Genomic DNA, 25,385 nt, shown 5'->3' with positions numbered 1-25,385 from the left:
TTCCGTCTTTCCGCGGGGAGATTGCATCATCACAAAGTCACAACGCAGGAACTTTTTGAGTAACCCCATGTGAAGCTGTCGGCCGGGGTCAGCGACACCCCCGCGCCTTCGCCTGCTCGACGAGGCGCCGCGCGAGCGCCTCGTCCACCACCGGCGCGGTGTCGGCGGGTTTGTCCGCGATCGTCTCCGTCACCGGCTCGGTCGTCGTGCTGGTCATCGGGCGCTTCCCCTACCTGCACCTATACACAAAGTGTCATAAAAAGGTTACACCGCTGTTCTTGCAGGGCTCCACGGCTGGAGGGTGCGCCGTTTTACTTTGACAACGCCTGGCCAGTTTTCGCTCGGCACCGACAACCTGGCGGGTACGGGCTGGAAAAGGTCGCGGGCGACGGCGTAACCTGACGGGTGTCACGTCAGCGTGGCTGTGTTCTCGTCCTGGTCTGGTCTGTACGCCTGTCCGGGTTCCCTCTCGCTGATGCGTTGGCCAGCTGAGAGGGATCACTATGACTACGGACGTCGTGACAGATTTTCCTATGGAAATTCCGAGCCTTGCGGGGTGAGGAGAACAGCTGCGGGGTCCGTGACAGCGAGTGTGCCGAATGGGGCCGCCCTGTCATGTGCGGGTCGCTGCTGGATGACCATCCGCGTTGGTACTCCGTTCGGATCGCGGTGAATCTCGCCCTGCTGGGCGGCGCGCTGGGTTCCTACCGGCGGCTGCTGCGCTACCTGCACCGTGCCGAGGTGCCGTTGCGTCCCCCCATCCCGGAGAAGCGGCTGATCACGGCCAGGGATGTTGCCGGTGCCGCACCGGATCTGCGTGGCGGCCAGGGAGCGCGTGAGTGACCCCGGCCGGCTCCGTCTTGAGCTGCGTGCCCTGCTGGCGGACCGGTCCAGGGACGCCTCGGTGCTGGACCGGTTGTGTGTCGGCGTGGTGTCGGCCTTGCCGGTGGATGGGGCGGCGATCTCGGTGACGACCGACGCTGCCGTCCGGGGCTGGTACGGCGCGAACGGCCCGGCCACGGCCCGCCTCGATGATTTCCAGTTCACCCTCGGGGAGGGACCTGGCTGGGATGCCGTCCGGTATGGGCATCCGGTGCTTGTCGGGGACGTGACTGGACCGGCGGGGCGCCGCTGGCCGATGTTCACCCCCGCGGTCCTGGCGGCCGGTTTCCGGGCAATCTTCGCGTTCCCGTTGCGGATTGGCGCGATCCGGCTGGGTGTCCTCGACCTCGTGTGCGCGCGGGCGGGCTCCTTGGACAGCGATGGGTTGGCGGACACCTTGATTGTCGTGGATGTTGTGGCCTTGGCGCTTATCGACGCGGCGGCGGGCGACTCGTATGGCCCGGTCGATCTGCTGTCCGGACCGGACTCGGAGGCCGCCGGGATGTATCGGGCCGAGATCCACCAGGCAACCGGAATGGTGATCGCCCAGCTCGGAGTCAGCGCGCAGGAGGCCCTCGCCCGGCTCCGTGCGCACGCCTACGCCGCCGGACGGACTGCCGACGAGGTCGCCCGCGACATCGTCGCCCGCCGCCTGCGACTCGACGGTGACCTGCTCCAATGACGGAGAACGGGACTTTTGCCAGGGTTGCCCGAGGGCCTGCGGAGGGTAACGGTGGGTAAGGAACAGCAGTTGAGCGAGGCCTTCGTCGCCCTTGCCGACAGCCTTGTCGCCGACTACGACGTCGTGGACCTGCTGCACCGGTTGGCCAGCCACTGCGTGACACTGCTCAATGTGGCTGCCGCCGGGCTGCTGTTGGCCGACCAGCGCGGCAGCCTGCAGGTCGTGGCAGCCTCCTCGGAGACCAGCCGGCTGCTTGAGCTGTTTCAGCTCCAACACGACCAGGGACCCTGCTTGGACTGCTACCACAGCGGCACCGCGGTTACAGTCCCCGACATCGACCTGACCGCGGGCCAATGGCCGATCTTCGCCGCGGAGACGCTGGCCGCAGGCTACCAGTCGGTTCATGCACTGCCGATGCGGCTCCGCAACGAGGTGATCGGCACGTTGAACCTGTTCGGTACCCGCCCCGGCCTCCTCGACGACACCGACGCGCGCGTCGGCCAGGCGCTCGCGGACGTCGCCACGATCGCGATCCTGCAGGAACGCGCGATCCGCCGCTCCGAGATCCTCGCCGAACAGCTCCAACACGCGCTGACCAGCCGGGTCCTGATCGAACAGGCCAAAGGAGTCCTCGCCGAACGCGGCACCCTCGACATGGCCCAGGCATTCAACCTGCTCCGCCGCCACGCCCGCAACACCAACACCCGCCTCACCGACCTGGCCCGCGGCATCGTCGACGGAACCTACGACAGCACCGCCATGCTGGCCCCCCGAGCCCGGTGCCAGCCGCCGCCACCCGTCCCAGACTCGGGAAGATAGCCGGCCGCGGGCGGGGTTCAGGTCGCCGAGGAACGAAGCCGCCGGGACCGCACGCCAGCCGGCGGTATTTCCCGGCCGGGACGAGCCGAGCGTCACGACAACGAGCCAGATGATTCCCTTTTCGACCGGTCAGCCGGACCGGTTCGACGGCGGGTGTCCCGGCGCCGTGGAACCAGCCGTGTGATGAGAAAAAAACCGCAGACGGTGGGATGGATTGCGTTATAGTTGCAGCCTGGGTTTGAGTAGCCAGCCGAAGTGTCCGGACGCCATGCGCTCCCGTCGACTGCTTGCACCTCACGGCAGCAACTCGTTCGGCCGGAGGCCTGGTAACCGTGATGGAAAAGTTCCTCGACCTGCCCGATCCAATGCGGGAGCGCACCGACGGCTGTGCCACTGACTTTCGCACCACCACCTGCGTCACGCCCGACAGGACCGTCGTGCGTATCTACGGTGAGATCGACATCTCCATCAGCGCCGCGCTCCGCACGGCGCTGATCGCCGGCCTTGACCGGCACCCACCGATCCTGGTGATCGACCTCGACGGCGTGTCGTTCCTCGACGCCCACGGCCTGGGAATCCTGGTCAGCGCTGCGAACCAGGCGGACCGGGCCGGTATCCCGATCACCGTTGTCGGCGCCCGGCCTCATATCTTCCGCCTGTTCACTCTGACCAACCTGGTCAACCGGCTGGATGTACACGCCACGCCGACACCGATCCCCTCGACGACCCACCCAGGTCGTGGACGGCGAGTCCACCCGGTAGCAAGCAGCGACGTCACCAGCCCCCTCGGCCGTCGGCTGTCCTCTGCGTCGATCGCCGGACGGGATGAGCCAGTTCCCCTTTAACCGCCCCTACAGTGGGAAAGGAGAGGGGCGCCGAGCACTGTGCCAAAAAACAGGCTGGCATCTGGTCCGACCCTCCCTTCACGTGAGCCGCATGTGAACATGCAGAAAGGAGGGTCGGTATGCCACGCCCATTTTCAGCCCGATGGTCTACCGAGAAGACGGCGGCGAACCCCACCCGCGTTCCCGGTGCCGTGTCGAGGCCGTTCGTGCCGTTGGACGCGGACCCGTGGGTGCGTGAGCCCGTTCAGGTCGGCCCGGTAGTCCGACGGGGACAGCTACTCCGGGTTCGTTGATCCGTAGCCGTGGTGGGTGCGTCATCGCCAGCCTCCCCGGAGGCTGCGCCTGTCCGTATCCGACGGATGATGGAGAGGTGACGGCGATATATGCCCGGCGAGGTTCCGAGGGGCTGATGCGTGTGGCTGTCAAGCGGTCACATCATGATTAACATCTAGAGCCTCTGACACGGTGCGACGCGAGGCCGCAGTGCGCCGTGAGGCGCTGAGAACCGAAGGAGGTGCAAGGCCTTCTCGCTGGGCTGTCGCAGCAGCCTGGTAGGAGCTGAGCGCAGTCTGACCCGGGAGACGCCGGGAAGGGCGGGAGCAGCGCTGACAAAGCCGGGACGCCTCGGGACTGCCAGACGGGGCGGGTCCGGCGAGCGAGATCAGACGGTATACGAGAGGAACCAGTGGTAAAGCTCCGTAAGCGTGTCACCGGCTCAAATCTGGTGGATACGGGCCGGGGTGCAGCGCGGGACCGCCCGGAATGGGTGGGCGGGGTCAAATGGTCGTAGCGACGCTCCGATAGGATGATCGGATAACACCGAGAGGATGGGCGGATGCTGCGCGCCGAGTTCGCCGGCCGGGTGAACCGGGCCTCGACGCGTGGGCATTTCTGGTCCCCTCCTACTTCGCCGCCTCGGCTGGCGGAGCGCCCATCGCGGCGTTGCGCGAGTACATCGAAGGGCAGCGGCGGCCAGCACCGATGCGCTGACCCCGCCCTAAACGGCGGGGCTTGCGCGCTACGTCTCCCGGGTCAACATCGGGCAAACTGAGCCCATGGCAGAGCGGGACGCGCTGTGGTGCACGGTGGTCGGGGTCGGGGCCGACGGGTGGCGGGGACTGTCGGCGACCGCGCGGCAGGCGGTGGGTTCCGCGGACGTGGTGTTGGGCAGCAGTCGTCAGCTGCGACTCCTCGATGACACGGTGACCGCGAGAAGGGTGGAGTGGCCATCACCGCTCCTGCCGGCGTTGCCCGGGCTGCTGGACGAGCACAGGCACCTCCGCCTCGCCGTGCTGGCGAGTGGCGATCCGATGTTCTTCGGGATCGGCTCGGCGCTGGTCAGCTTGTTGGGGCCGGAGAGGGTGCGGGTGCTGCCCACGCTGTCGTCGGTGTCGCTGGCGTGCGCTCGCCTGGGGTGGCCGGTACAGGATGTCGAGGTCGTCAGTGTCGTCGGGCGCCCGCTGGCGACGCTGCATCCCGCGGTCCAGCCGGGCCGCCGGGTCCTGGTGCTGGCGGCGGAGCCGCACCTAGCCGGCGCGGTGTGTGCACTGCTGGTGGAACGGGGCTTCGGGCCGAGTGCCGTGACCGTACTGACCCGGCTGGGTGGCCCGGACGAGCGAGTCGTGTCAGGCGTCGCGCAGGAATGGGCGGGCACCGATCATGATCCACTGACGATCGTCGCGATCGAATGCCGTGCCGGGGCAGGGGCTGTCCTGCTGGCCCGGTCCCCCGGTCTGCCCGACGAGGCGTTCGAGCATGACGGGCAGATCACCAAGTGGGAGGTTCGAGCGATGGTGCTCGCCGCCCTGATGCCGGTCCCCGGGCGGCTGCTGTGGGATGTCGGAGCCGGGTCGGGCAGCGTGGGGATCGAGTGGATGCGTAGTCATCCGGCCTGTCGCGCGGTCGCGGTCGAGCCGCGGGAAGATCGCCGCTCGCGGATCTCCCGCAATGCCGAGCAGCTGGGGGTGCCCGCGTTGCGGGTGGTGGCAGGCCGCGCGCCGGAGGCGTTGGCTGGTCTGCCCGCACCGGACGCGGTGTTCATCGGCGGAGGCATCACCGAAGGCGGCGTGGTCGAGGCGTGCATGGCCGCCCTCGCTCCGGGCGGGCGCCTGGTCGCCAACGCCGTGACGGTGGAGTCGGAGGCGACGTTGGCGGGCTGGCACGCCAAGGTGGGCGGCACCCTGACCCGGATCGGGATCCAGCGGGCCGGGCCGGTCGGTGGCTTCACGGGATGGCGGCCCGCGATGCCGGTGACGCAGTGGAGCTGGTGGGAGGAACGAGGATGACGATCCATTTCATCGGTGCGGGGCCGGGTGCCGCGGATCTGCTGACGGTGCGCGCACAGCGCCTGCTGGCATCCTCACCGGTGTGCCTGTACGCGGGCAGCCTGGTGCCGGAGGACGTCCTTGCCCTCTGTCCGGCCGGCGCGCGGCTGGTGGACACCGCCGAGCTGACCGTGGATGAGATCGTGGCCGAGCTCATCGCCGCGGACCGGGCCGGGCTCGATGTCGCCCGCCTGTGCTCGGGAGATCCGTCGATTTTCAGCGCGGTCGCCGAGCAGGCGCTCCGGCTGGACGCCGCCGGTGTGCCCTATGACATCACCCCGGGTGTGCCGGCGTTCGCCGCCGCCGCGGCGGCGCTGGGGCGGGAGCTGACGGTGCCCCGTGTCGGGCAGACGGTCATCCTGACCCGTACCGCGGCACGGGCGACACCGATGCCCGAGGGTGAGGATCTGGCCACCCTCGGCTCTTCGGGCGCGACCCTGGTGGTGCACCTGTCGGTACAGCGGATCGACGCCGTGGTGGCGGACCTGCTGCCCCGCTACGGCCCGGACTGCCCCGTGGCGGTGGTGGCCTACGCGAGCCGGGCCGACGAGGTCGTGCTGCGGGGCAGTCTCGGTGAGATCGCGGAGGCCGTCCGCGCGGCCGGCATCCGGCGGACGGCGGTGATCGTGGTGGGGCGGGTGCTGGCGACGGAGGGATTCCACGACAGCCACCTGTACTCCGCGGCCCGCCAGCGGGCCAGGGCCGGTTCCTGAGGGCCGGTTCCCGCAGGACTCGCTCAGGACTCGCTCAGGACTCGCTCAGGAGGTCTCGCGGCGGACCAGGTAGGTGTCCATGATCCAGCCGTGGCGTTCACGCAGTTCCCGCTTGGTCCGGGCGATCTCCTCGGCGACGTCGCCCAGCGGCCCGGAGCGCAGTTCCTCCTCCGGTGTGCCGAGGTAGGCGCCCCAGTAGATGTGCAGGCCGGGGTCGTCGAGGTCGGCGGCGGCGAGCCCGGCGTCAAGCATGATCACCACGTTGTCCAAGCCGTCGGGCAGGCCTTGGGCGAGGCGGCGGCCGGTGGTGATGTGGATGGGTTCGCCGATGCGGTTGAGCGGAATGCGGTGGCGGGCGGCGAGGGCCTGCACGCTGGTGATGCCGGGGATGACCTGGTAGGTGAACTCCACCTGGCCGCGGGCGAGGATGCGGTCGATGACGCGCAGGGTGCTGTCGTACAGCGCCGGGTCGCCCCAGACGAGGAAGGCTCCGCGGCCGTCATCGGTGAGGTGGGTGCTGATCGCGGCCTCGAACAGTTCCGCGCGGCGCTCGTGCCAGTCCTCGACGGCTCCGGTGTAGGCCTCGGCCTGGCGGTCCCGGGGTGGTTCGGGGATCCGGACCACCTGGTAGTCCCTGTCGCGGATGTAACGGTCGCAGATCTCCCGCCGCAGGGCGAGCAGGCTGTCCTTCTCGTCACCCTTGTCGACGACGAAGAAGACGTCCGTGACGTTGAGGGCGTTGATGGCCTGGATCGTGATGTACTCCGGGTCGCCGGCGCCGATTCCGATCACAAGGATCTCCCGCATGCCTGCCGCCTTCCTTGTCGCCGCAGGGCCGCCGCAGGCGCACGGCCGTCGTTAGGGTCGTGGCGTGAGGGTACTGATCCTGGGCGGTACCGCCGAGGCCCGCGCGCTCGCCGACGCCTTACACGGCCGGGACGGTTGCCAGGTGATCTCGTCGCTGGCGGGCCGGATCAGCCGGCCCACGCTGCCGCGGGGTGAGGTCCGCGTCGGTGGGTTCGGCGGGGTCGATGGACTGGTGGGCTACTTGCGCACCGCTGCCGTCGACGTGCTGGTGGACGCGACCCACCCGTTCGCGGCGATCATGTCCGCGCACGCGGCACAGGCCGCCGCGGTGACCGGGACCCGCCTGCTCGCGTTGCGTCGACCAGGGTGGTCGGCTCGTACGGGTGACCGATGGCTCCACGTGCCCGACATCACGCAGGCGGCGCGGGCGGCGGCGGGTCTTCCCGGGCCTGGATGCGTGTTCGTCACCACGGGCCGGCGAGGTCTGGACGCCTACGCCGACGACAGCCGGCACGGCTACCTCATCCGCACGGTCGACCCGCCCACCGAGGCACTGCCGGCGCGGCACACCGTGGTGCTGGACCGGGGTCCCTACACCGTCGAGGGTGAGACGGCACTGATGACCGGGCACGGGGTGATCGTGCTGGTGACCAAGAACAGCGGCGGACCGCTGACCGCGGCCAAACTCACCGTGGCGCGCCACCTCTCCATCCCCGTGATCATGATTGATCCGCCTGTCCCACCGGCCGGCGTCCGTTGGGCCGCCACAGCGGCGGAGATCGTCAGTCTGCTGGATAACGGCGCGGGGTGAAGACTCGGGGACGACCGTCCGGGCCGGTCCCGACCTGGGTCTGCGACGATCCGACGATCACCAGGCAGCGCATGTCGATCGAGCCGGTGTCGAGGTCCGCCAGCGTGGTGACCCAGACAGCCTGCTCCGCGGTGCCGACAGCCCGGCCGACAATCACCGGGGTGCCGGCGTCGCGGTGGCGCAGCAGCAGGTCACGGGCCTCGTCGAGCTGGTGGCGCCGCGCCCGGGACGCCGGGTTGTAGATCGCGATCACCAGATCGGCGCGGGCCAGGGCCTCCAGCCGCCGGCCGATCACCGCCCACGGCTTGAGGCGGTCGGACAGCGAGATGGTGGCGAAGTCGTGGCCGAGGGGCGCGCCGACGGCGGCGGCGACCGCCTGCGCGGCGGTGATGCCGGGAAGGACACCGACCGCCACGGTGGTGTAGCGGGGCTGGGCGGCGGCCTCCAGCACAGCACTCGCCATCGCGAAGACCCCGGGGTCGCCGGAGGAGACGACCGCGACCCGATGGCCCCGGCAGGCAAGGTCGAGCGCGAACTCGGCGCGTTCGGCCTCGACCCGGTTGTCGGAGACGTGCCGCTGCTGCCGCGGGTTGGCCGGAACCCGTTCGATGTACGGGCCGTAGCCGACGAGGTGCTCCGCGGCCGACAGTGCCGCATGGGCCTGCGGAGTCAGCCAGTCCCGGCCGCCCGGACCCAGCCCCACCACGTCGACCCGCCCGGTGCGCGCGCCCGGGGCGCCGGCAGCGACCGGATCCGGCGCGGCGGAGCCAGCACCCGCCGGCGCCGTGGAGAGCGTGGAGACCGCGGAGACCGCGGAGACCGTGGATGCCGATCTGGCGGGTGCTGGTGCGGATGCCTGGGCCCCGGGCACCACCACCATCGCCATGTAGGGAACTTTGCCCGAACTCACCTCGTCCAGCGGAAGCATCCGCTGGTCGGTGGTGGAGGCCCGTTCCACGTAGTAGGCGTCATCGAGGCGGCCTGCCTGCCTCACCGCATCGCGGATGTCCGCGAAGTGGCGGCTGACCTTGAGGATGGCCGCCGCATCGGTGTCCCGCAGGCGGCGGGCGAGCTCGCTGCCCGGCAGCGTGCCGGGCAGCACGGTCAGCACCTCGTCGCCCTCGACCAGCGGGATACCCGTCGCGGACGCGGCTGCGCTGACCGAGGTGACCCCCGGCACGATCACGGCGTCGAACCGGCTGGCAAGACGTTTGTGCATGTGCATGTAGGAGCTGAAGAACAGCGGGTCGCCCTCGGCGAGCAGCACCACGTCACGGCCGGCGTCGAGATGAGCCGCGAGCCGGTCGGCCGCCTGGGTGTAGAAATCGGCCATCGCACCCGCGTAGCCGCCGGGATGGCCGGTGGTCTCGGTGGTGACCGGGTAGACCAGCTGCTCCTCGATCTGCCCCGCCCGCAGGTAAGGCTCGGCGATCGCCCGCGCGATCGAGCGGCCGTGCCGCGCGCTGTGGTAAGCGACCACATCGGCCGCGGCGATCAGCCGAGCGGCCTTCACCGTCACCAGCTCCGGGTCCCCCGGCCCGAGCCCGACCCCGTAGAGGGTGCCCCGGGCCCCGCCGTCCCGCCGGTTCGTGCTCGTGGCGTCCAGCGTGCTCACTCCGCCTCACTCGCGATCGCGTTCACCGCGGAGACGGCCAACGCGCTGCCTCCGCGCCGGCCGTGCACGGTCAGGAACGGCAGGCCGCTGTCGGCGAGCGCGCGCTTGGACTCGGCCGCACCGATGAAGCCCACCGGCAGGCCGAGGATCGCGGCCGGCCGGGGCGCGCCATCGGCGATCAGTTCCAGCAGCCGGAACAGGGTCGTCGGCGCGTTGCCGATCGCGACGACCGCGCCGTCCAGGTACTCGCCCCACAGCTCCGCCGCCGCGGCCGAGCGGGTGGTGCCGGCCGCGGCGGCCAGCCCGGCCGTCCGGGGGTCCCGCAGCGTACAGATGACCGGATTGTCCGCTGGCAGGCGGGACCGGGTGATGCCGCTGGCCACCATCTGCGCGTCGCACAGGATCGCGGCGCCCGCGCGCAGCGCGGCCCGCGCCGCGGCCACGGCACCCGGTGCGTAGTCCACGTCGCGGATGAGATCGACCATGCCACAGGCGTGGATCATGCGGACCACGACCTGCGCCACGTCGGTGGGAAACGGTGACAGGTCCGCTTCGGCCCGGATCGTGGCGAACGAACGCCGGTAGATCTCCGCTCCGTCGCGGATGTAGTCAGTCGTCACTGAACACGTACCCCTCATCGGTCGCGATGACGTCGATCCGCGTGTCCGCCGGCCGGCCGCAGCGCCGCCGGCAGCCGCTGAAGTGTGCGTGCCGGCCAGGCCAGCGTCCCGCGGCGGCAGCGGCATCGGTCTGGACGTCGGCCAGCGCGCTGGTGCAGCCGGGTGTGCCGGTGCAGGCCGAGAGCCAGTACCACGGCGACGTGTCGTCCACACCGAGCCCGAGGTCCGCCGCTGCCGCGGCGAACTCCTCGGGGTCGGGCAGGTCAGGCAGCACGATGCCGCGCCAGGGCGTCACCCGCAGCCCGCGGGGGCCGGCGTGCCGCGCCAGCAGGGTGGCCTGGGCGGATGACAGCCGCCCGAGCGGGGCCAGCGCCACCAGCGCTGTTCCTCCGTCGATCTGCTCCACCAGCCCGGCGGGACGCAGCCGCGGGGGTAGCACGTCCCGGCCCGCCGGGACCTCGAATCCGCCGGGTGCCAGGGCGCGACGCGCGACCACGCTGATCCCGCCGGTCAGCTCGGCGACCCGCCACGCCGCGCTGTTCTGGACCGCCCGCTCGGCCAGGAACGACTCCGCGAAGGCGAGTGCGGTCGGAACCACCGCCGCCCGGGGCACTGAGAACCCGCACACCGACGCCGTCCGGGCCGTGAGGACGATGGTGATGTCCGGGTGTAAGGACGCGATGTCACCGCGCCCGTCGTCGACGCCGAACAGAAACCGCCCCGGCAGGTCCGCCAGGCCCGGTCGCGCGCACAGCTCGGTATCCAGCTCGGCGACCACCGCGGCGAGATCAGTCGGGCTGTCCAGCCCCGCCAGCGGACTGGCCATGATGTTACGCACCCGTTCGTGCGTCACGGACGGGAGCAGCCCGGCATCGGCGAGCCGGGCCGCCGACAGCGCCACCTCGTGTTCGGCCAGGGCACGTACCTGCACATTGGCCCGGGTGGTGAGTTCCAGCCGGGGGTCGCCACCGGCGGCGGCCACGGCCACGAGGGTGAGCAGCTGCTCCGCCGACAGGAAGCCGCCCGGCAGCCGGACCCGGGCGAGCAAGCCATCGGCGGCCTGATGCGCGCGCAGGGCACCGGGGCACCGGTCGGGCAGCACCCGCGCGGGGGTCGGGTCGCCGGTCACAGCCGCGAGTGTACGGAGCGGACCCTCGCCGAGGCGTCCGATATGGCAGCCTTACCAGTGCCGATCGCGACGCCGGGTTTCAGGAAGCTGGTGCGAGTCCAGCGCGGTCCCGCCACTGTCGCCGCCGCCCGCCTGCCGGGTGGTGGGAGCCAGGAACTGTCCGGCGTCGCGGCACCCGCCGAACCGGAGCGCGGACTCCGGGCGAGGAGTCGTCGTGATCCTGCTGCTGTCCACGTCTGACACAGATCTGCTCTCCGCCAGGGCCAGCGGTGCCGACTACCGGCTGGCCAACCCCGCCCGCGTCGAGGTCGCCGCCCTGCCCGCCCTGCTCACCGGCGTCTCGATCGTCGTGGTGCGGATCCTCGGTGGCCGGCGGGCCTGGGCGGACGGGCTGAACGCGGTGCTGGCCACCGGCCTGCCAGTCCTCGTCCTCGGTGGTGAGCAGGCACCGGACGCGGAGCTGATGGAGTCCTCGACCGTGCCGGGCGGCATCGTGGCGGAGGCGCATGCCTACCTCGCCCACGGGGGCCCGGCGAACCTGCGCAACCTGTACGCGTTCCTGTCGGACGCGATCCTGCTCACCGGTCTCGGCTTCGCGCCACCGGCGGCGACTCCGCTGTGGGGCCGGCCGCAGCTCCTGGAGGAGCCAGCGCGACGGACGCAGCGACCGCGGGCCGACGACGGCCCCCCGCGGATCGCGGTGCTGTACTACCGGGCCCACGAGGTCGCCGGGAACACCGGGTTCGTCCGCGTCCTGTGCGACGAGATCGAACGTGCGGGCGGCCTGCCGGTACCGGTCTTCTGCTCGTCGTTGCGCGGGGCGCCGCCCGAGCTGCTGGTCACGCTGCGCCAGGCCGACGCGCTCGTCGTCACGGTGCTGGCCGCGGGCGGCTCGACCCCCGCGGCGGCCAGTGCCGGCGGCGACGACGAGCAGTGGGATGTCGGCGCGCTCGCCGCACTCGATGTGCCCATCCTGCAGGCCCTGTGCCTGACCGGTTCCCGGGATCAGTGGCAGGCGGGCAGCGACGGCGCGAGCCCGCTGGACACCGCGACCCAGATTGCGATCCCGGAGTTCGACGGCCGGATCATCACCGTGCCGTTCTCGTTCAAGGAGGTCGACACCGACGGCCTGACCAGCTACGTCGCCGATCCGGAACGGGCCGCGCGGGTCGCGGGTATCGCGGTGCGCCACGCCCGGCTGCGGCGGATCCCGCCCGCGCGGCGCCGCGTCGTGCTGATGCTGTCGGCGTATCCGACCAAGCACTCCCGCATCGGCAACGCGGTCGGCCTGGACACCCCGGCCTCGATGGTGCGGCTGCTCGCCGCGCTGCGCGACGCCGGCTACGACATCGGCCCGGCCGACGGCCCGGACGCCCTGCCAGGAGTGGCCGCGGCCGACGGCGACGCGCTGATCCACGCGCTGATCGCCGCGGGAGGGCAGGACCAGGCCTGGCTGACCGAGGAACAGCTGGCCCGCAACCCGATCCGGATCAGCACGGCCCGCTACCGGCGGCATTTCGACGCGCTGCCCGCCGACCTGCGGGAGGCGATGACTCGGCACTGGGGGCCGCCACCGGGTGAGCTGTTCGTCGACCGCTCCCGCGACCCGGACGGCGAGATCGTCCTCGCCGCGCTGCGGGCCGGCAACGTCGTGGTCATGGTGCAGCCGCCCCGCGGCTTCGGCGAGAACCCGATCGCGATCTTCCACGACCCCGGCCTGCCGCCCAGCCACCACTACCTGGCCGCCTACCGCTGGCTGGCCGACGAGTTCGGCGCCCATGCCATCGTCCAGGTCGGCAAGCACGGCAACCTGGAGTGGCTGCCCGGCAAGAACGCGGCGCTGTCCGCCTCCTGCGGGCCGGACGCCGCACTCGGCGACCTGCCCCTGATCTACCCGTTTCTGATCAACGACCCGGGTGAGGGCACCCAGGCCAAGCGGCGCGTCCACGCCACCCTCGTCGGGCATCTCGTGCCGCCGATGGCCCGCGCCGACAGCTACGGCGACATCGCCCGCCTGGAGCAGCTGCTCGACGAGCACAGCCAGATCGCCGCGATGGACCCGGCGAAGCTGCCCGCGATCCGCGCCCAGATCTGGACCCTGTTGCAGGCCGCCAAGCTCGACCACGACCTCGGCCTGGCCGACCGTCCGCACGACAGCGAGTTCGACGAGCTGCTCCTGCACGTCGACGGCTGGCTGTGCGAGATCAAGGATGCCCAGATCCGCGACGGCCTGCACGTCCTCGGCGTCACGCCGACCGGGCCGGCCCGGATCAACCTGGTGGTGGCGATGCTGCGGGCCCGCCAGATGTGGGCCGGCGACGCCCGTGCCCTGCCCGGCCTGCGCGAGGCGCTCGGCCTGCCCGACCACGCCGCCGGGGAGCGGGCCGGCCGGGTCGAGACCGACGCGGTCGAGGAGATCGCGCGGGCCCTGGTCACCGCGATGGAGCATCGGGGCTGGGATCCGGCCGAGGTCCCGGCGGCCGTCGCCGCGGTCGCGGCGGCCGGGAGCAGCGCGGCCGGGTCGGCGGGCGCCGAGGACCCGACGGCCCCGGTGCCCGAAGCCGCGGCCACGCTGCTGGCCGACCCGGCCGCGGTCACAGCCGTGCTGCGCTTCGCCGCCACCGAGATCGTGCCGCGCCTCGCCGGCACCGGCACCGAGATCGACGCCGTGCTGCACGCGCTGGACGGGGGCTACGTCCCCGCCGGCCCCAGTGGATCACCGCTGCGCGGGCTGGTGAACGTGCTGCCCACCGGTCGCAACTTCTACTCGGTGGACCCCCGGGCGATCCCGAGCCGGCTGGCCTGGGAGACCGGCCAGGCCATGGCCGACTCGCTGCTGGAGCGCTACCGTGCCGACACCGGGACCCTGCCGCGCTCGGTGGGTCTGTCGATCTGGGGGACGTCCGCGATGCGCACGGCCGGCGACGACATCGCCGAGTGCCTCGCCCTGCTCGGGGTGCGGCCGGTGTGGGACGAGGCGTCCCGGCGGGTCAGCGGCGTCGAGCCGATCGGACTGGCGGAGCTGGGCCGGCCCCGCATCGACGTGACCATCCGCATCAGCGGTTTCTTCCGCGACGCGTTCCCGCACGTCGTGACCATGCTCGACGACGCGGTCGCGCTCGCGGCCGGCCTGGACGAGCCGGCCGCGGACAACCACGTCCGCGCGCACGCGCTCGCCGACCTGGCCGAGCACGACGACTGGCGACGGGCGACCACCCGCGTGTTCGGTTCCGCGCCCGGCACCTACGGCGCGGGCCTGCTGCAGCTGATCGACTCCCGGGACTGGCGCACCGACGCCGACCTCGCCGAGGTGTACGCCACCTGGGGCGGCTACGCCTACGGCCGGGGGCTGGACGGCCGCCAGGCCCGCCCGGACATGGAGGCGGCCTACCGGCGCATCGCGGTGGCGGCCAAGAACACCGACACCCTCGAACACGACATCATCGACTCGGACGACTACTTCCAGTACCACGGCGGGATGATCGCCACCGTCCGCGCGCTGACCGGGAGCGCGCCGAAGGCCTACATCGGCGACTCCACCCGCCCCGACGCCACCCGCACCCGGTCACTGAGCGAGGAGACCGCCCGTATCGTCCGCGCACGGGTGGTCAACCCCCGCTGGATCGCGGCGATGCGCCGGCACGGCTACAAGGGTGGCTTCGAGCTCGCCGCGACCGTCGACTACCTCTTCGGTTATGACGCCACCGCGGGCGTCGTCGAGGACTGGATGTACGAGAAGGTCACCGAGTCCTATGTCCTCGACCCCGACACCCGCAAGTTCCTACAGCAGTCCAACCCGTGGGCGCTGCACGGCATCACCGAGCGGCTCCTCGAAGCCGTCGACCGGCAGCTGTGGCAGGCACCGCGTCCCGAGACCCTCGACGCGCTGCGCACCGCCTACCTGGAAACCGAAGGAAACCTCGAAGACGACAGCTGACCGGCGGGTGCGTGACCGGCGCGCGGCCAGGTGCGACAGAACCGCATCTGTGACGACCATGGAGGACGCACCCCTTCTGATCCGCTGAGACGCGGCGGCGGGCGCCGCCGACGACCTGGCTCTCGGCGCGCTCCTCGACGCCGCGGCGCCTCCCCTATTGCCGGTCGCTCCTAGTGGTCGGGCCGGGGGCATGGCCGTGGCGGCGATTCGCTCTCCGACGGACGTCTCGGCGGCGGTCCGGCTCATCGGACGGCCGCGGTCTCCGCTGATGCCTGGCGTGACCTTCGTCAGGGGCGGCGGCCCAGCACCACGTACTCGCGGACGCCCGCGTTCCCCACGCCGCCGGTGAACCGGCCCGTGCGGGGATTGCGGCCCGCGGGCAGGATGCGCCGTCCCTCCTGGACGCGGGTGGCCGCGTGGACGTCCGTGAAGCCGGCCTCGGTGAGCAGCTCTCGGAATCCGCCGGCCAGGTCGAAGACACGGCCGGCGCGGACGGTGTTGGCGACGGAGTAGACGACGACACCGCCTGGTGCCACCACCCGGAAAGCCTCGGAGAGGTGACACCGCAGACCGTCGACGTAGGCCCGCAGAGCACGTCCGAGAACTGTGCGCTCGGAGCGGAAATCCTGCTCGTACCAGGAGCGGAAGGCGGGCGGTAGGCAGATGTGCCCGGTCACCGGAGGTTGCCGGTACTTCGCGCCAATCTGCAGGTCACGTCGCATCGGCCAGTCGAAGGCGAGGTACGACAAGCGTTGGACGTCGAAGTAGTCGTAGGTGACGAAGTAGGGCGGTGAGGTCACGATCGCGTCGACGCTGGCATCAGGCAGGGCCAGGTGGCGGGCGTCGGCATGAAGGACTACCGCGGGCGGACGGCGGGCCGCCTCGAACACGACCAGTTCGGCCTCGCAGTCGCGGGCGATCTGACGGGTCCATCGACGCAGGCTGTGCTCCAGCGGGATGGGCACGCGATGCGGGTCCGCGGTGACCTTCACTGAGTCGGCCAGCCAGCGGGACGACGGCCGCAGCGACTGGGAGAGCGCGACGAGGGCGAAGCGGCGCAGGCGTTCGTCCTCGATGGCCAACACGGCCGGCTTCCAGGCGGTGAGGAGGCGTGCGTTGTCCTCGCCGAGCCATCCGGTCAGTTCGTCGCCAACGGCGGAGACCGCCGCCGGCGGTAGACGGATGAGCTGCTCGCAGTGCGCCGCCGCAGTCTGGAGGTCCGGCGGTGGGTCAAGGCCGCCGCTGCATTCGGGGACCTTCCCGGTGGCGAGTCGAGAACCCCCAGCCGGGATCGGCGTGGCGCCGTCTCGGCGAGCCTTTTCGCCTGGCTTGTCACCGCACCCCACATACGGACCTGGGCTTCACTGAACTCCATGATGTCGGCGATGATCTCGTCGGGGACATCCGCGATCGGAACCTTGAAGGTCATCGCGTCCGACGCCTCGGTCTCCCCCGCGTTCGGCACATACACTCGAAGATCTGGTATCCCGCGCGGCAGGCGGTCGGGGAACTGCTCGCACAGCAGGGCGGCGAGCGCATCGTCGTCGTTTCCCTGGTCCATGCGGACGTACTCGCCCTCGACATCGATGACGACGACCGCCCATTCCGCCCGCAGCGCCTCCTCCATCAACACCTGGGTCGTGTTCGACTTGCCCGACCCGACAGTGCCGAAAATGCCGACGTTGCGCGGGAGGAATGCTTTCTTCTGCGAGTCCGCCTCGACGTGGACGTCCTCGTAGCCCAGCAGCGAGCCGAGCTGCATGTCGCCTTCGAGACCGAGCATGCGGCGCAGCCGGTCCGCGGGGTAGATGAACGTCCGGGAATAAGGCCGTGGTCTCGTGGACGTCGGACGTACTGACTCGTCTGGGCCGACCTCACCGAGGATCTCGATCGTGCCCGAGGCGTAGTAGGTGGGGCGAAACATCGTCCGGTCCGGGTGCAGCAGCGTGGTCCGGCTGATAGCCGAGTCGCTGCCGATCTCGTGCGGGCTGTGGAACGGCCCTTCTACAACCCTGCCGAGGAAAATGATGCCCTGCTCCGCGTCGTCGACGCCGACGTAGGAATCGCGCCGGAAATGGCGGCGCAGCTGTTCGGAGACCAGCACACCACTGCTGGTGTTGTCGGTGCCCTGGCCGTCGAAGGCGACGAAGCCGAGCGTTATCAGCGAGGCGGCCAGATCCTCCCGGGCTGCGTCGGTGGCAGCTTCTCTCGGGCCGTTCTCGCCGTTGTCGGTCTTCTCGCCCGCCGGGTCCGCGTTCTCGGGTTCCTCCATCAGTTCCGGCTCGTCTTCCTGTTCGCCGTTGCGCTCGTCGGCCGGTTCTGTCCCCAGCCCGTCGCCTGGCTCCGTCCCGCGCTCTTCTGCCTGCTCCGTTCCGTCGGCGGGCTCCACGCCGCGTTCGTCGCCGTCAGGACGCCGCGTGGCGTCGGCGCCGGCGTCGGCATCGGCATCGGCATCGCGCGGGCTCATCCGCGGGTCCGCCGTGGATCGAGATCGACCAGGCCTTTCTCCACCCCCAGCTCCATCAGCCGGGCCTCGACGAAGTCGCGGAACTCCCCAGCACGGAACATGGTGCGGGCGACGGCGTCGGCAAGATCGAGATGGAACGGAAACCCGCGGGCCGTCGCCGTCGCGGCGGCGTCCGGGAGGCCCCTGGTCCACAGCGCGTCAGCGAGGAACAGCGCGGCGGCCTGCTCGACCCGCTCACGGTGGCACTCCAGGAGAAATGGCCGGTGCCCGGCCTTCAGCAAGACGATGGTCACCTCCGGACCGACCTCCCCGATGAAACTGCGGAAGTTGCCGCGGTCGACGGTATTGAATCCCGCCTTCGTGACCCCGGAGTCGGAATCCCCGTCAAGAAAGGTCGTCAGGTCATCCGAGAGTGTGCGCAGCTCGATGTACTCGCCCGGTTCCAGGATGGCCCCGGCGTTGAGGACGTCGAGGTCCTCCGGGCTCTCGCTGACGGCGATGAACCGCTGGTCGGCCACGTAGCGCCGGGTGAGCTCGAAGACCGGCGGCAGGTTCTCCCGCGGCAGGCCGACACCGGTGCGCAGTTCGTAGGGAATCAGCTCGCCGTGGATCAGCCGCCAGTCGGCATCCTGGGAGAGCAGGATCTGACGTTCACCGAACAGCATCAGCGCCCGGCTGGCCAGGTTGGAACCGCCATGCACCTTGCGCAGGTTGTCGAAGAACTCCCGGGCAGTGTCGCCCTGGGCGGTGAGTTCATGCTCGAAGACGCGGGTGACCAGCCGAACGGACTCACCGGTGTTCGTCACGACGACGACACCAATCTGGATCTTCGTCCCACTCAGCAGCGGTACCGCAGCCAGGGTGCCGTCGGCGGCAGCGACGACACCGGACCGCAGCAGGTCCCTCGCCCAGGCCGATGCCTCGTGTGAGGGGCGTCGAATGAGGCTCCGCAGGCCGGGATTCTCAGCAAGGATCTCGGCGCGCAACTGTTCCCGCCGCGCATGCGACGCGAGCACCGCGCGGTCGACCCGCTCACGGAGCTGATCGATGTGCTGTTCCAGATCCGTCCACGGAGCGACGGCCAGGATGTCGGCGAGGCTACGTACGTCCGCCTGACCTGGCGTCTTGGCCTGTTCCTGCGTCTTGGCCTGTTCCTGCGCCTCGGCCTGACCTGGCACGCCAGTCTGTCGGGCCGTCGGATGGTGGGCGTGCGGTCGCTCTGGCGGAGACATGACCAACGACCTCCCCCGCGAGCCGCACATACGTCACCACCCGGCCACCAGATCGTTGCACCAGGTGGGCCGATGCGGTGGGGAAAACGGCAAACTCCGGTCGCATCGCCACCGTGCGTTGTGACCACGGTGTCAGCGCACGCCAGGCCCCGAACGACGGCCGGAGGCGAGCATCGGAGCGAGTCAGGCCGGAGCGGAGCCAGGAGCCAGCGGTGGCGGAAACCCCCTGCCGAACCACGGGCTGCCGACATCCCGACCCCACAATGGTCAAGCGTCGACCGTCGGCGGCCCCGCCCGTCGAAGTCGGCACCGGCACCGGCACCACGTCCGGCTTGGTCACCCAGCTGCGCGCCGACACCCACACCGCGCTCAACGGGCAGGCCAACCCAGCCTCGTGGGCCTGAGAAATAACGGCTCTGCCGCAGATCCGGTGATGACTGAAAGTAGGCATTTGTCGTGACCTGCCCGACGAGACAAGCAGCCTGCAATCGCGATATTCCGGGCGGCGCCGGCAGCGTCGGCCGGTGGATCCAATAGGTGTCCCAAACGCGGGAGCCCGGAAGGCCGCCGCAGACCGCGGCGGTTTCACCCGCTTCTTCGCAGGATCTCGCGTCGGCTATATACGGTCACCACCGGATATGCGACGGAGCCGTTAATTTGGCAGACCCCCTTTTGTAGCACAGTCGCGGCTTTCCGGTCTATGGACACGTTCGGAAGTAGGCATTCAGGAGCTATCCGAAAGTGCAACAAAGCGAGCCCCCCTGCTCGGCGGAGCCGAGACTGTGACGTCCCGGGGTTCGGGCCCGCACCCCACCAGGAAAGAGCGGTGAGCGGGTCGGGGGCGGGTGTGAACACGTTAACAGAGGTCACGAGCGAGGTCCGTTAGCGCGCGATAGATCACCGCCACGCGCACAGGAGGAGATCGTGGCCGTATACGCGCCGCTCTACACCGGAGGATCACCCCACAGGCGTGGGAGGGACAAGCGCATTTTCGGCGACGCGGCTATCCGTCGATCTCCAGGCCTGGAATGGTCTCCTCGGAGGGCGGCCAACCTGGGACCGGGAGGCGCCGTGCAGTTGCCGCGATCAGCCAGTCATCCCCGTCAAGGTGCGTCACGAAGGAGTGCCCCGGGATCTTGCGGCTGCCCTGCGCCCCGATGTACTTCGAGGAAGTCAGGACGACGAGCTCCATATTCGCGCCGACGAGCATAGTCCACCGAAGCAGGCCGACGCCCTTCCGTAGCCCGCGGTAGACGTGCCGCCAGTGATCTACGAAGGCGGCGAGCATCTCGTCAAACTGTTTGTTGTCCGAGTCGTAGGCGGCTAGATCCTCGGCGAGGTCGTCGTCGGCCTGGCGACCATTGACGCCCCAGACCCAGCCTTGGGCCAGCGCCAAGCGCAACGGATCGTCAAGCACCGTCCACAGGCTACGACCAGGTTCGTCGTTGTAGAGCTCGTTGATCCAGCCAGCGACAGTCGCATATCCGCCAGGGAAGTCTGGTTCGGTACCAATCATGCGTCGACGAGTTCGACAGTGCCGTCCGCCACCTCAAAATGGAATGTAAGGCCCGTCGCCCGGCTCAATTTCGCAAGTGTCTCGAACGAAGGCTGGTGCTCGGCTTGCTCCAAGCGCGAGATCGCAGGCTGGGCAATGCCGACCAGCGCCGCCAACTCGCGCTGGGATAGGCCCTTACGGGTGCGGAAGTTGACGACTCGGTTGGCGACCTGTCTTGCGAACGCCGCGCCGTCCCACACCCGGCGAAACTCCTCGTCGCCGCGCTGCTCGTCGATGACCTGGTCAAGTGGCTTGAGGTCTGAAAGCTTCATCTGTCGTCCTCCAGATCGTCAAGGCGTCGCACGGCGGTAGCGACGGCCCGCCGGAAGCCAGCTGGGTCGACTTCGGCCTCCGGTCCAACCGCACCGATGACAAGGATCTGCCCGATCTGTCGGTAGAACGCCCGCCAAGGGCTGCGGCCCTGCCGCGGTCGAAGCTCTCGGAGGTGGTGTGTGGCCCTGATGTCGCTGGTATGCGGGTAGCCCAACGTCGGGCCGATGGCTCGTAGCTTGTCGAAAGCTGTGACGATCGCTGCCCGCTCCTTCGCGGGGATCTTGCTCAGCTCGGCATCTGCGGCGGGATGGATCAAGACCTGCCAGACCACCGTCCCACGATAACATGCATGTTATCGATTCACACCTTCCCAGCTCTGGAAAGGTGCCCGGGCACGCCGCAGGCCTCAGCCTGGCGCGTAGTTATCGATGCCTCGCCGGCCCGTCCTGGTGCGTGCTGCACCACAGGCAGATCACGGTCAGCACGGACGCGAGAACCTCAGATCGCGCACCACACGGCCGCGCCGGGACCTACCCGAGCGCCAGCGGCGCCGTCGCTGGCCGATGCGCACCATGGCCGTGTCGCCGGGGCGGTTCGTCGCCGAGCGTGCGCGGATGCGCGTTGCGGCACACCGCACAGACCGGCTCCGGGGGCATGGCAACGAGCGTGGGGTTCGCCTTGGTTGCTGAGATGATCTGCCGTTAAGTTAATGTAATCCGATCCTCACTACGCTTCGCAGTCAAGATCTACCGATGCGCTTGAGGGTCGAACCAATTGATCGGCACCCTGACCTGGACATCTTCCGCTTGATCAAGTATCGGAAGTTATAGATCTTACCTATTTGCCCAGGCCAGAGCATTATTACTGTCCGTGGTGGAGGTGGCGGGAATCGAACCCGGCGGGGCGCCGATCTCCGGCAATCACTGACGGACGGAACCCTTGCGCCGCAACGGGTTCTGATTCGGGCACGACTGCGGAGAATCGGCAAAAGGTGCCCACACGTCGAACCGACGTGCCCACATCGTGCCCACATCGATCACTCGCGGGCCTCCGGCCCCGTCGAGGTCCTCACCTTCCGCGCGTGCGATGTGCGACTCACCCTCATCAGTAATGAGGCGGCCAGGGGGACCTTCTGTGCGGACGTGCACCCCCCCACGCTTGATCACCGCAGAGGAGTGTCATGACCAAGGGTAACCATGACGGTGGTGCCAACGTGCTATGTGATCTCTCTACAGGGGTGTACAGCAGGGGTGTACAAATCCGCTGTTGTACACCCCTCGGAGGGTGGATATGCCTCCCCGGCCCGAAAATCAGTCACTCACTGTCGATAATTTTGCCGGTCATGATGCCAATGTATCTACAGATTGTGACACTGTGCGCTAGCGACGGGGGACAGGGGTGTACGTACACCCCTGCTGTACACCCCTGTCCCCGCCCCTGCCGCCACCCCGCTCTCGGCAACGCACAGTCACTGTCGGCGGGGCTTCGGACGCCCGTGTCCGTGCCATAGCCGCAGCGATCTCGATCAACGACGCAGGTTCGGATCAAGGGGACCAAGATTTTGTTACCGTCCCGTGGGCCGTCTCCACGTCCTGACCGCGCGGAGTGGTTGGCCTCTGTAGGGCCGGCTGACCTGACGAGAGAGGGTTTCGATCGATCTCCCCAGTTCGTACAATGTGGGGTGTGACTGAGATGCCGATCAGTGAGGCACGGGACCATCTCGGTGAGATCGTGTCCAAGGCGGAACACGCGCACGCGCGGACCGTGCTCACCCGTCATGGTCGTGCCGTGGCCGCGGTGATCTCGATCGATGATTTGCGAGAGCTGGAAGCGGCCGAGGATGAGGCCGACCTGACCGCCGCGCGGGCTGCGCTTGCGTCCAGTGAACCGCGCGTGGCGCACCGGGACGTGATGGCCGAGTTCGGCCTGACCTGACGGTGGCGTACGAGATCGAGTGGACGACACGGGCGCTGCGTGAACTGCGCAAGCTCGACGGTGTGACAGCGCGCCGAGTGCTGACGGCGGTAACGCAACTGTCGAACGATCCTCGTCCCCACGGGGTCCGAGCACTTGTCGGTGAACCTTCGGGTGTGCTCCGGCTCAGGGTGGGCGACTACCGGGTGATCTACCACGTTGAGGATGCCCGCCTCGTCGTCGCGGTGGTCCGGGTAGCGCACCGCAGAGAGGTCTACCGCGGATCCTGATTCCACCTGCTATCGCCTTCGCTGAGCATCAGGGTGAGCTCTCAGGATCTCGACCGCCCGCTCAAGCACCGCCCGTTCGTCGCCGTCGAAGCCGCAGCCGGGCTGTTTCAATCCCTCCAGGGATGATCAGTGACTTGCTCCCCGGCGTGTGGATCTGCTTGTACGCCGTGGTGTCTCAATCCCTCCAGGGATGATCAGTGACGTGGGGCCAGTCACAATGGTCACGGGTCTTACCTCGTTTCAATCCCTCCAGGGATGATCAGTGACCCAGCATTGGCGACAACACCATGTACGCCACCTACGCGTTTCAATCCCTCCAGGGATGATCAGTGACCCCGCGCACTGGCCGGCCGTCCCGTCTGGGATGAGGAGTTTCAATCCCTCCAGGGATGATCAGTGACGCGGTGTACGGCAGGCGTACAGGAGGGAGGCTAGTGTTTCAATCCCTCCAGGGATGATCAGTGACGCCGGGGGCATCGTGCTGGCGAGCGGTGACCCGGGTTTCAATCCCTCCAGGGATGATCAGTGACCGGCCATCCACGGGATTACGACCGAGAAGGCACGCACGTTTCAATCCCTCCAGGGATGATCAGTGACACGGTGACCAGTGAGCGCAATCGTTCTGCGCGGGTTTCAATCCCTCCAGGGATGATCAGTGACCCGCCCCGCCGTGGGTCGCGCCGCTGCTGGGACTCCCGGTGTTTCAATCCCTCCAGGGATGATCAGTGACCCCGGTGGACGCTGTGGGGATCGGAGCCGTACTCGTTTCAATCCCTCCAGGGATGATCAGTGACGCGGATGGAAAAGCTGAAGCTGATCCAGAAGTCCGGGTTTCAATCCCTCCAGGGATGATCAGTGACCGTTGAACTCGTCCACGTGCCGGCAGTTGTACGTCTGTTTCAATCCCTCCAGGGATGATCAGTGACCTACCATAGAGGGGTAGGGATGCAGCGGTTCGGCAGTTTCAATCCCTCCAGGGATGATCAGTGACGCGATACGCAGGAGCATCGGGCCATCGCCGAGATGTTTCAATCCCTCCAGGGATGATCAGTGACCGCTTCCCATGTCTGAGGCGGACTGGCAGTCCCGCATGTTTCAATCCCTCCAGGGATGATCAGTGACCCCGCGCGTGAAGGGCCTCGAACGGGAAGTCGACGTGTTTCAATCCCTCCAGGGATGATCAGTGACGGCAGATAGCGCACAGTTTCCAGCTGAAGAAGGGGGTTTCAATCCCTCCAGGGATGATCAGTGACGGCAGATAGCGCACAGTTTCCAGCTGAAGAAGGGGGTTTCAATCCCTCCAGGGATGATCAGTGACCCGCCCTGGCGGCACAGCGCGGCTGGGAGCCGGGGTTTCAATCCCTCCAGGGATGATCAGTGACGTGGGATAGGCTGATGGGAGACGTCCTTTTGGTAGTTTCAATCCCTCCAGGGATGATCAGTGACGCCAGCGTCCCGCGGGGGCGCTGGCAGTTGACGACGTTTCAATCCCTCCAGGGATGATCAGTGACCCGAAGATAAACGCCCAGGTCAGGGGCGGTTTGCGAGCTTGATCCGGGGCCTGTTCTGCAGCGGTCCGGCGGTAGTGCAACACCGCAGGTCAGAGCCTTGATCGTCATTCTAGAGGATGGCCTCCTGGTTACTCATCTCGCGTCTGAGGGAGGGGCATCTCATGCTCTGGACTGGAGATAGCGCATCACCGCGCGGGTACATCGGACGTGCGCTCTCCCCGTCGCGCCATCCGGGCCGGTTCCGGGCCACCCACGTCTGAACGTCCGCCCGGTGCCACAGCCGCATGCGCGGCTTGATCACGGCAGGGTCGGGGAATCCCTTGTACCTGCTGATCGTGTCGGCCCGTGATCGGCCCACGCCGAGGATCTCGGCTACCTCGGTGATGTCCACCAGGTCCAGCTCACTGTCCACGGTGACGGGACGCTAAGCAGGTCTATGTAGCCTGTCGTCTTCCCGCGTGTACGTGGCCGTAGCGGGCAGAGGGGGCAGGCATGGACAAGGTACGAGGGTGTGTCGCCCGGGTGAGCACCCTGGACGGGTCGGTGGAGCTCACCGTCCAGGCAGGCGTTGGCCCGGACGAACTGATCCGCGTACTGGCGATGTACGTCCCGCCGACTGTGGGCCTGGAGTCCGTCGCCGAGAGCATCGGCGGGGGCATCACGCTGCGGTTCGTGTCGCGGAGATGATGAGGGCCGGGGTGATTCCGGGGCATTGCACAGCTTCGCGATCCCGTCCAGCGGCTCCATCGTGATCGACATCCAGAACCTCCGACACGCCGATGGAACGGGGAGGTTCTGGCGAAGATCGATAACTCTGTGACCTGCACAAACATAAACGATCAATCTTTTGGATCAGGTTATCCACAGCCCCCGCTGAGAGGTTCTGGAAGGATCTTGCAAACCCGCAGGTCAGACCCCCCAGGATCGCTGGTAGGGTCGCAGCGCAGGAACTTGTAGGG

Annotated in this window: 23 protein-coding genes, 1 pseudogene, 1 CRISPR repeat array and 1 riboswitch; of the genes and pseudogenes, 13 read left to right on the top strand and 11 right to left on the bottom strand. The window is 68.9% G+C overall.

All coding sequences use genetic code 11. From position 1 onward, the window contains the following. Positions 1–88 precede the first annotated feature (88 nt). A complete protein-coding gene (locus MJ777_RS22770) occupies positions 89–217 on the bottom strand; it encodes a hypothetical protein (RefSeq protein ID WP_255720713.1) in 129 nt (42 codons plus the stop codon). 398 nt (positions 218–615) lie between these two features. On the opposite strand from MJ777_RS22770, the gene MJ777_RS16555 reads away from it, so the two are divergent. The 7 genes and pseudogenes from MJ777_RS16555 to cobM all read left to right on the top strand — a co-directional run bounded on the left by MJ777_RS16555 (position 616) and on the right by cobM (position 6,265). Next, the gene (locus MJ777_RS16555; RefSeq protein WP_239377088.1) at positions 616–843 is read left to right on the top strand and encodes a hypothetical protein; all 228 of its coding nucleotides are present in this window, start codon (positions 616–618) and stop codon (positions 841–843) included. Beyond that, a complete protein-coding gene (locus MJ777_RS16550; protein ID WP_239311902.1) occupies positions 836–1,564 on the top strand; it encodes a GAF and ANTAR domain-containing protein in 729 nt (242 codons plus the stop codon). Before MJ777_RS16555 ends, MJ777_RS16550 begins: the two co-directional genes overlap by 8 nt. Positions 1,565–1,615: 51 nt before the next feature. Then, positions 1,616–2,383, top strand: a complete 768-nt coding sequence (locus MJ777_RS16545; RefSeq protein ID WP_239377087.1) for a GAF and ANTAR domain-containing protein — start codon at positions 1,616–1,618, stop codon at positions 2,381–2,383. Between the two features lie 335 nt (positions 2,384–2,718). Next, positions 2,719–3,228, top strand: coding sequence for an STAS domain-containing protein (locus MJ777_RS16540; protein WP_239311915.1), 510 nt, complete (start codon positions 2,719–2,721; stop codon positions 3,226–3,228). 832 nt (positions 3,229–4,060) lie between these two features. After that, positions 4,061–4,218 (top strand): annotated as a pseudogene (locus MJ777_RS16535) (transposase); the annotation flags it as partial. A gap of 65 nt (positions 4,219–4,283) precedes the next feature. Next, positions 4,284–5,513, top strand: coding sequence for a precorrin-6y C5,15-methyltransferase (decarboxylating) subunit CbiE (gene cbiE / locus MJ777_RS16530; RefSeq protein ID WP_239377086.1), 1,230 nt, complete (start codon positions 4,284–4,286; stop codon positions 5,511–5,513). After that, positions 5,510–6,265, top strand: coding sequence for a precorrin-4 C(11)-methyltransferase (gene cobM / locus MJ777_RS16525; RefSeq protein ID WP_239311908.1), 756 nt, complete (start codon positions 5,510–5,512; stop codon positions 6,263–6,265). The genes cbiE and cobM overlap by 4 nt, the downstream gene beginning before the upstream one ends. Positions 6,266–6,310: 45 nt before the next feature. On the opposite strand, the gene cobF is transcribed toward cobM, so the two are convergent. Beyond that, positions 6,311–7,072 carry a precorrin-6A synthase (deacetylating) gene (gene cobF / locus MJ777_RS16520; protein ID WP_239311911.1) on the bottom strand — a complete coding sequence of 254 codons (762 nt, stop codon included), beginning with the start codon at positions 7,070–7,072 and terminating at the stop codon, positions 6,311–6,313. A gap of 64 nt (positions 7,073–7,136) precedes the next feature. On the opposite strand from cobF, the gene MJ777_RS16515 reads away from it, so the two are divergent. After that, a complete protein-coding gene (locus MJ777_RS16515; RefSeq protein ID WP_239377085.1) occupies positions 7,137–7,883 on the top strand; it encodes a cobalt-precorrin-6A reductase in 747 nt (248 codons plus the stop codon). Here MJ777_RS16515 and MJ777_RS16510 read toward each other — a convergent pair. From MJ777_RS16510 to MJ777_RS16500, 3 genes are read right to left on the bottom strand one after another with little or no spacing between them, the layout of a single operon-like run. Then, positions 7,855–9,498, bottom strand: a complete 1,644-nt coding sequence (locus MJ777_RS16510; RefSeq protein ID WP_239377084.1) for a precorrin-2 C(20)-methyltransferase — start codon at positions 9,496–9,498, stop codon at positions 7,855–7,857. The two genes, MJ777_RS16515 and MJ777_RS16510, sit on opposite strands and share 29 nt — an antisense overlap. After that, a complete protein-coding gene (locus tag MJ777_RS16505) occupies positions 9,495–10,118 on the bottom strand; it encodes a precorrin-8X methylmutase (RefSeq protein WP_239311914.1) in 624 nt (207 codons plus the stop codon). The genes MJ777_RS16510 and MJ777_RS16505 overlap by 4 nt, the downstream gene beginning before the upstream one ends. Further along, positions 10,108–11,247, bottom strand: coding sequence for a nitrite reductase (locus MJ777_RS16500; protein WP_239377083.1), 1,140 nt, complete (start codon positions 11,245–11,247; stop codon positions 10,108–10,110). Before MJ777_RS16500 ends, MJ777_RS16505 begins: the two co-directional genes overlap by 11 nt. 38 nt (positions 11,248–11,285) lie before the next feature. Then, positions 11,286–11,427: riboswitch (cobalamin riboswitch) on the top strand. A 34-nt stretch (positions 11,428–11,461) separates the two neighbouring features. Between MJ777_RS16500 and cobN the strand changes: the two genes are divergently transcribed. Continuing rightward, complete coding sequence (gene cobN / locus MJ777_RS16495) at positions 11,462–15,184, top strand: cobaltochelatase subunit CobN (protein WP_239377082.1); 3,723 nt, start codon at positions 11,462–11,464, stop codon at positions 15,182–15,184. 287 nt (positions 15,185–15,471) lie between these two features. On the opposite strand, the gene MJ777_RS16490 is transcribed toward cobN, so the two are convergent. From MJ777_RS16490 to MJ777_RS16480, 3 genes are read right to left on the bottom strand one after another with little or no spacing between them, the layout of a single operon-like run. Further along, positions 15,472–16,269 (bottom strand): class I SAM-dependent methyltransferase, encoded by a 798-nt coding sequence (locus tag MJ777_RS16490; RefSeq protein WP_239377081.1) that lies wholly within the window; start codon positions 16,267–16,269, stop codon positions 15,472–15,474. A gap of 53 nt (positions 16,270–16,322) precedes the next feature. After that, positions 16,323–17,651, bottom strand: coding sequence for a helicase HerA domain-containing protein (locus MJ777_RS16485; protein ID WP_239377080.1), 1,329 nt, complete (start codon positions 17,649–17,651; stop codon positions 16,323–16,325). Then, positions 17,648–18,883 carry a hypothetical protein gene (locus MJ777_RS16480; protein WP_239377079.1) on the bottom strand — a complete coding sequence of 412 codons (1,236 nt, stop codon included), beginning with the start codon at positions 18,881–18,883 and terminating at the stop codon, positions 17,648–17,650. Before MJ777_RS16480 ends, MJ777_RS16485 begins: the two co-directional genes overlap by 4 nt. A 212-nt stretch (positions 18,884–19,095) precedes the next feature. Between MJ777_RS16480 and MJ777_RS16475 the strand changes: the two genes are divergently transcribed. Further along, the gene (locus tag MJ777_RS16475) at positions 19,096–19,287 is read left to right on the top strand and encodes a hypothetical protein (RefSeq protein WP_239346651.1); all 192 of its coding nucleotides are present in this window, start codon (positions 19,096–19,098) and stop codon (positions 19,285–19,287) included. Between the two features lie 599 nt (positions 19,288–19,886). Here MJ777_RS16475 and MJ777_RS16470 read toward each other — a convergent pair. The 3 genes from MJ777_RS16470 to MJ777_RS16460 are packed head-to-tail and all read right to left on the bottom strand — an operon-like array spanning position 19,887 to position 21,042. Beyond that, the gene (locus tag MJ777_RS16470; RefSeq protein ID WP_239311136.1) at positions 19,887–20,399 is read right to left on the bottom strand and encodes a hypothetical protein; all 513 of its coding nucleotides are present in this window, start codon (positions 20,397–20,399) and stop codon (positions 19,887–19,889) included. Continuing rightward, positions 20,396–20,710, bottom strand: coding sequence for a helix-turn-helix domain-containing protein (locus MJ777_RS16465; RefSeq protein WP_239311137.1), 315 nt, complete (start codon positions 20,708–20,710; stop codon positions 20,396–20,398). The genes MJ777_RS16470 and MJ777_RS16465 overlap by 4 nt, the downstream gene beginning before the upstream one ends. Continuing rightward, on the bottom strand, positions 20,707–21,042 hold the full coding sequence (locus MJ777_RS16460) for a type II toxin-antitoxin system RelE/ParE family toxin (protein WP_239377078.1): 336 nt from the start codon (positions 21,040–21,042) through the stop codon (positions 20,707–20,709). The genes MJ777_RS16465 and MJ777_RS16460 overlap by 4 nt, the downstream gene beginning before the upstream one ends. Positions 21,043–22,403: 1,361 nt before the next feature. Between MJ777_RS16460 and MJ777_RS16455 the strand changes: the two genes are divergently transcribed. The 3 genes from MJ777_RS16455 to MJ777_RS16445 all read left to right on the top strand — a co-directional run bounded on the left by MJ777_RS16455 (position 22,404) and on the right by MJ777_RS16445 (position 25,113). Next, positions 22,404–22,646 (top strand): type II toxin-antitoxin system Phd/YefM family antitoxin, encoded by a 243-nt coding sequence (locus MJ777_RS16455; RefSeq protein WP_239346654.1) that lies wholly within the window; start codon positions 22,404–22,406, stop codon positions 22,644–22,646. A 2-nt stretch (positions 22,647–22,648) separates the two neighbouring features. Continuing rightward, complete coding sequence (locus MJ777_RS16450) at positions 22,649–22,915, top strand: type II toxin-antitoxin system RelE/ParE family toxin (protein WP_239377077.1); 267 nt, start codon at positions 22,649–22,651, stop codon at positions 22,913–22,915. 104 nt (positions 22,916–23,019) lie between these two features. Beyond that, positions 23,020–24,429: a CRISPR direct-repeat array (repeat unit 30 nt; unit sequence GTTTCAATCCCTCCAGGGATGATCAGTGAC). A gap of 489 nt (positions 24,430–24,918) precedes the next feature. After that, positions 24,919–25,113, top strand: a complete 195-nt coding sequence (locus MJ777_RS16445) for a hypothetical protein (protein WP_239377076.1) — start codon at positions 24,919–24,921, stop codon at positions 25,111–25,113. Positions 25,114–25,385 lie beyond the last annotated feature (272 nt).

Source organism: Protofrankia sp. Cj5, assembly GCF_917627405.1.
Taxonomy (GTDB): Bacteria; Actinomycetota; Actinomycetes; order Frankiales; family Frankiaceae; genus Protofrankia.
Note: the sequence above shows the minus strand (reverse complement) of the source record. Positions and strands in the feature narration are given on the sequence as shown.

What these genes read in the sequence shown, in the direction of transcription:
- MJ777_RS16555 (WP_239377088.1), top strand. Translation starts at nt 616, where the DNA reads ATGTGCGGGTCGCTGCTGGATGACCATCCGCGTTGGTACTCCGTTCGG.
- cobM (WP_239311908.1), top strand. Translation starts at nt 5,510, where the DNA reads ATGACGATCCATTTCATCGGTGCGGGGCCGGGTGCCGCGGATCTGCTG.
- MJ777_RS16470 (WP_239311136.1), bottom strand. Translation starts at nt 20,399, where the DNA reads ATGATTGGTACCGAACCAGACTTCCCTGGCGGATATGCGACTGTCGCT.
- MJ777_RS16465 (WP_239311137.1), bottom strand. Translation starts at nt 20,710, where the DNA reads ATGAAGCTTTCAGACCTCAAGCCACTTGACCAGGTCATCGACGAGCAG.
- MJ777_RS16445 (WP_239377076.1), top strand. Translation starts at nt 24,919, where the DNA reads ATGGACAAGGTACGAGGGTGTGTCGCCCGGGTGAGCACCCTGGACGGG.
- cobF (WP_239311911.1), bottom strand. Translation starts at nt 7,072, where the DNA reads ATGCGGGAGATCCTTGTGATCGGAATCGGCGCCGGCGACCCGGAGTAC.
- MJ777_RS16455 (WP_239346654.1), top strand. Translation starts at nt 22,404, where the DNA reads ATGCCGATCAGTGAGGCACGGGACCATCTCGGTGAGATCGTGTCCAAG.
- MJ777_RS16540 (WP_239311915.1), top strand. Translation starts at nt 2,719, where the DNA reads ATGGAAAAGTTCCTCGACCTGCCCGATCCAATGCGGGAGCGCACCGAC.
- MJ777_RS16480 (WP_239377079.1), bottom strand. Translation starts at nt 18,883, where the DNA reads ATGTCTCCGCCAGAGCGACCGCACGCCCACCATCCGACGGCCCGACAG.
- MJ777_RS16485 (WP_239377080.1), bottom strand. Translation starts at nt 17,651, where the DNA reads ATGAGCCCGCGCGATGCCGATGCCGATGCCGACGCCGGCGCCGACGCC.
- cbiE (WP_239377086.1), top strand. Translation starts at nt 4,284, where the DNA reads ATGGCAGAGCGGGACGCGCTGTGGTGCACGGTGGTCGGGGTCGGGGCC.
- MJ777_RS22770 (WP_255720713.1), bottom strand. Translation starts at nt 217, where the DNA reads ATGACCAGCACGACGACCGAGCCGGTGACGGAGACGATCGCGGACAAA.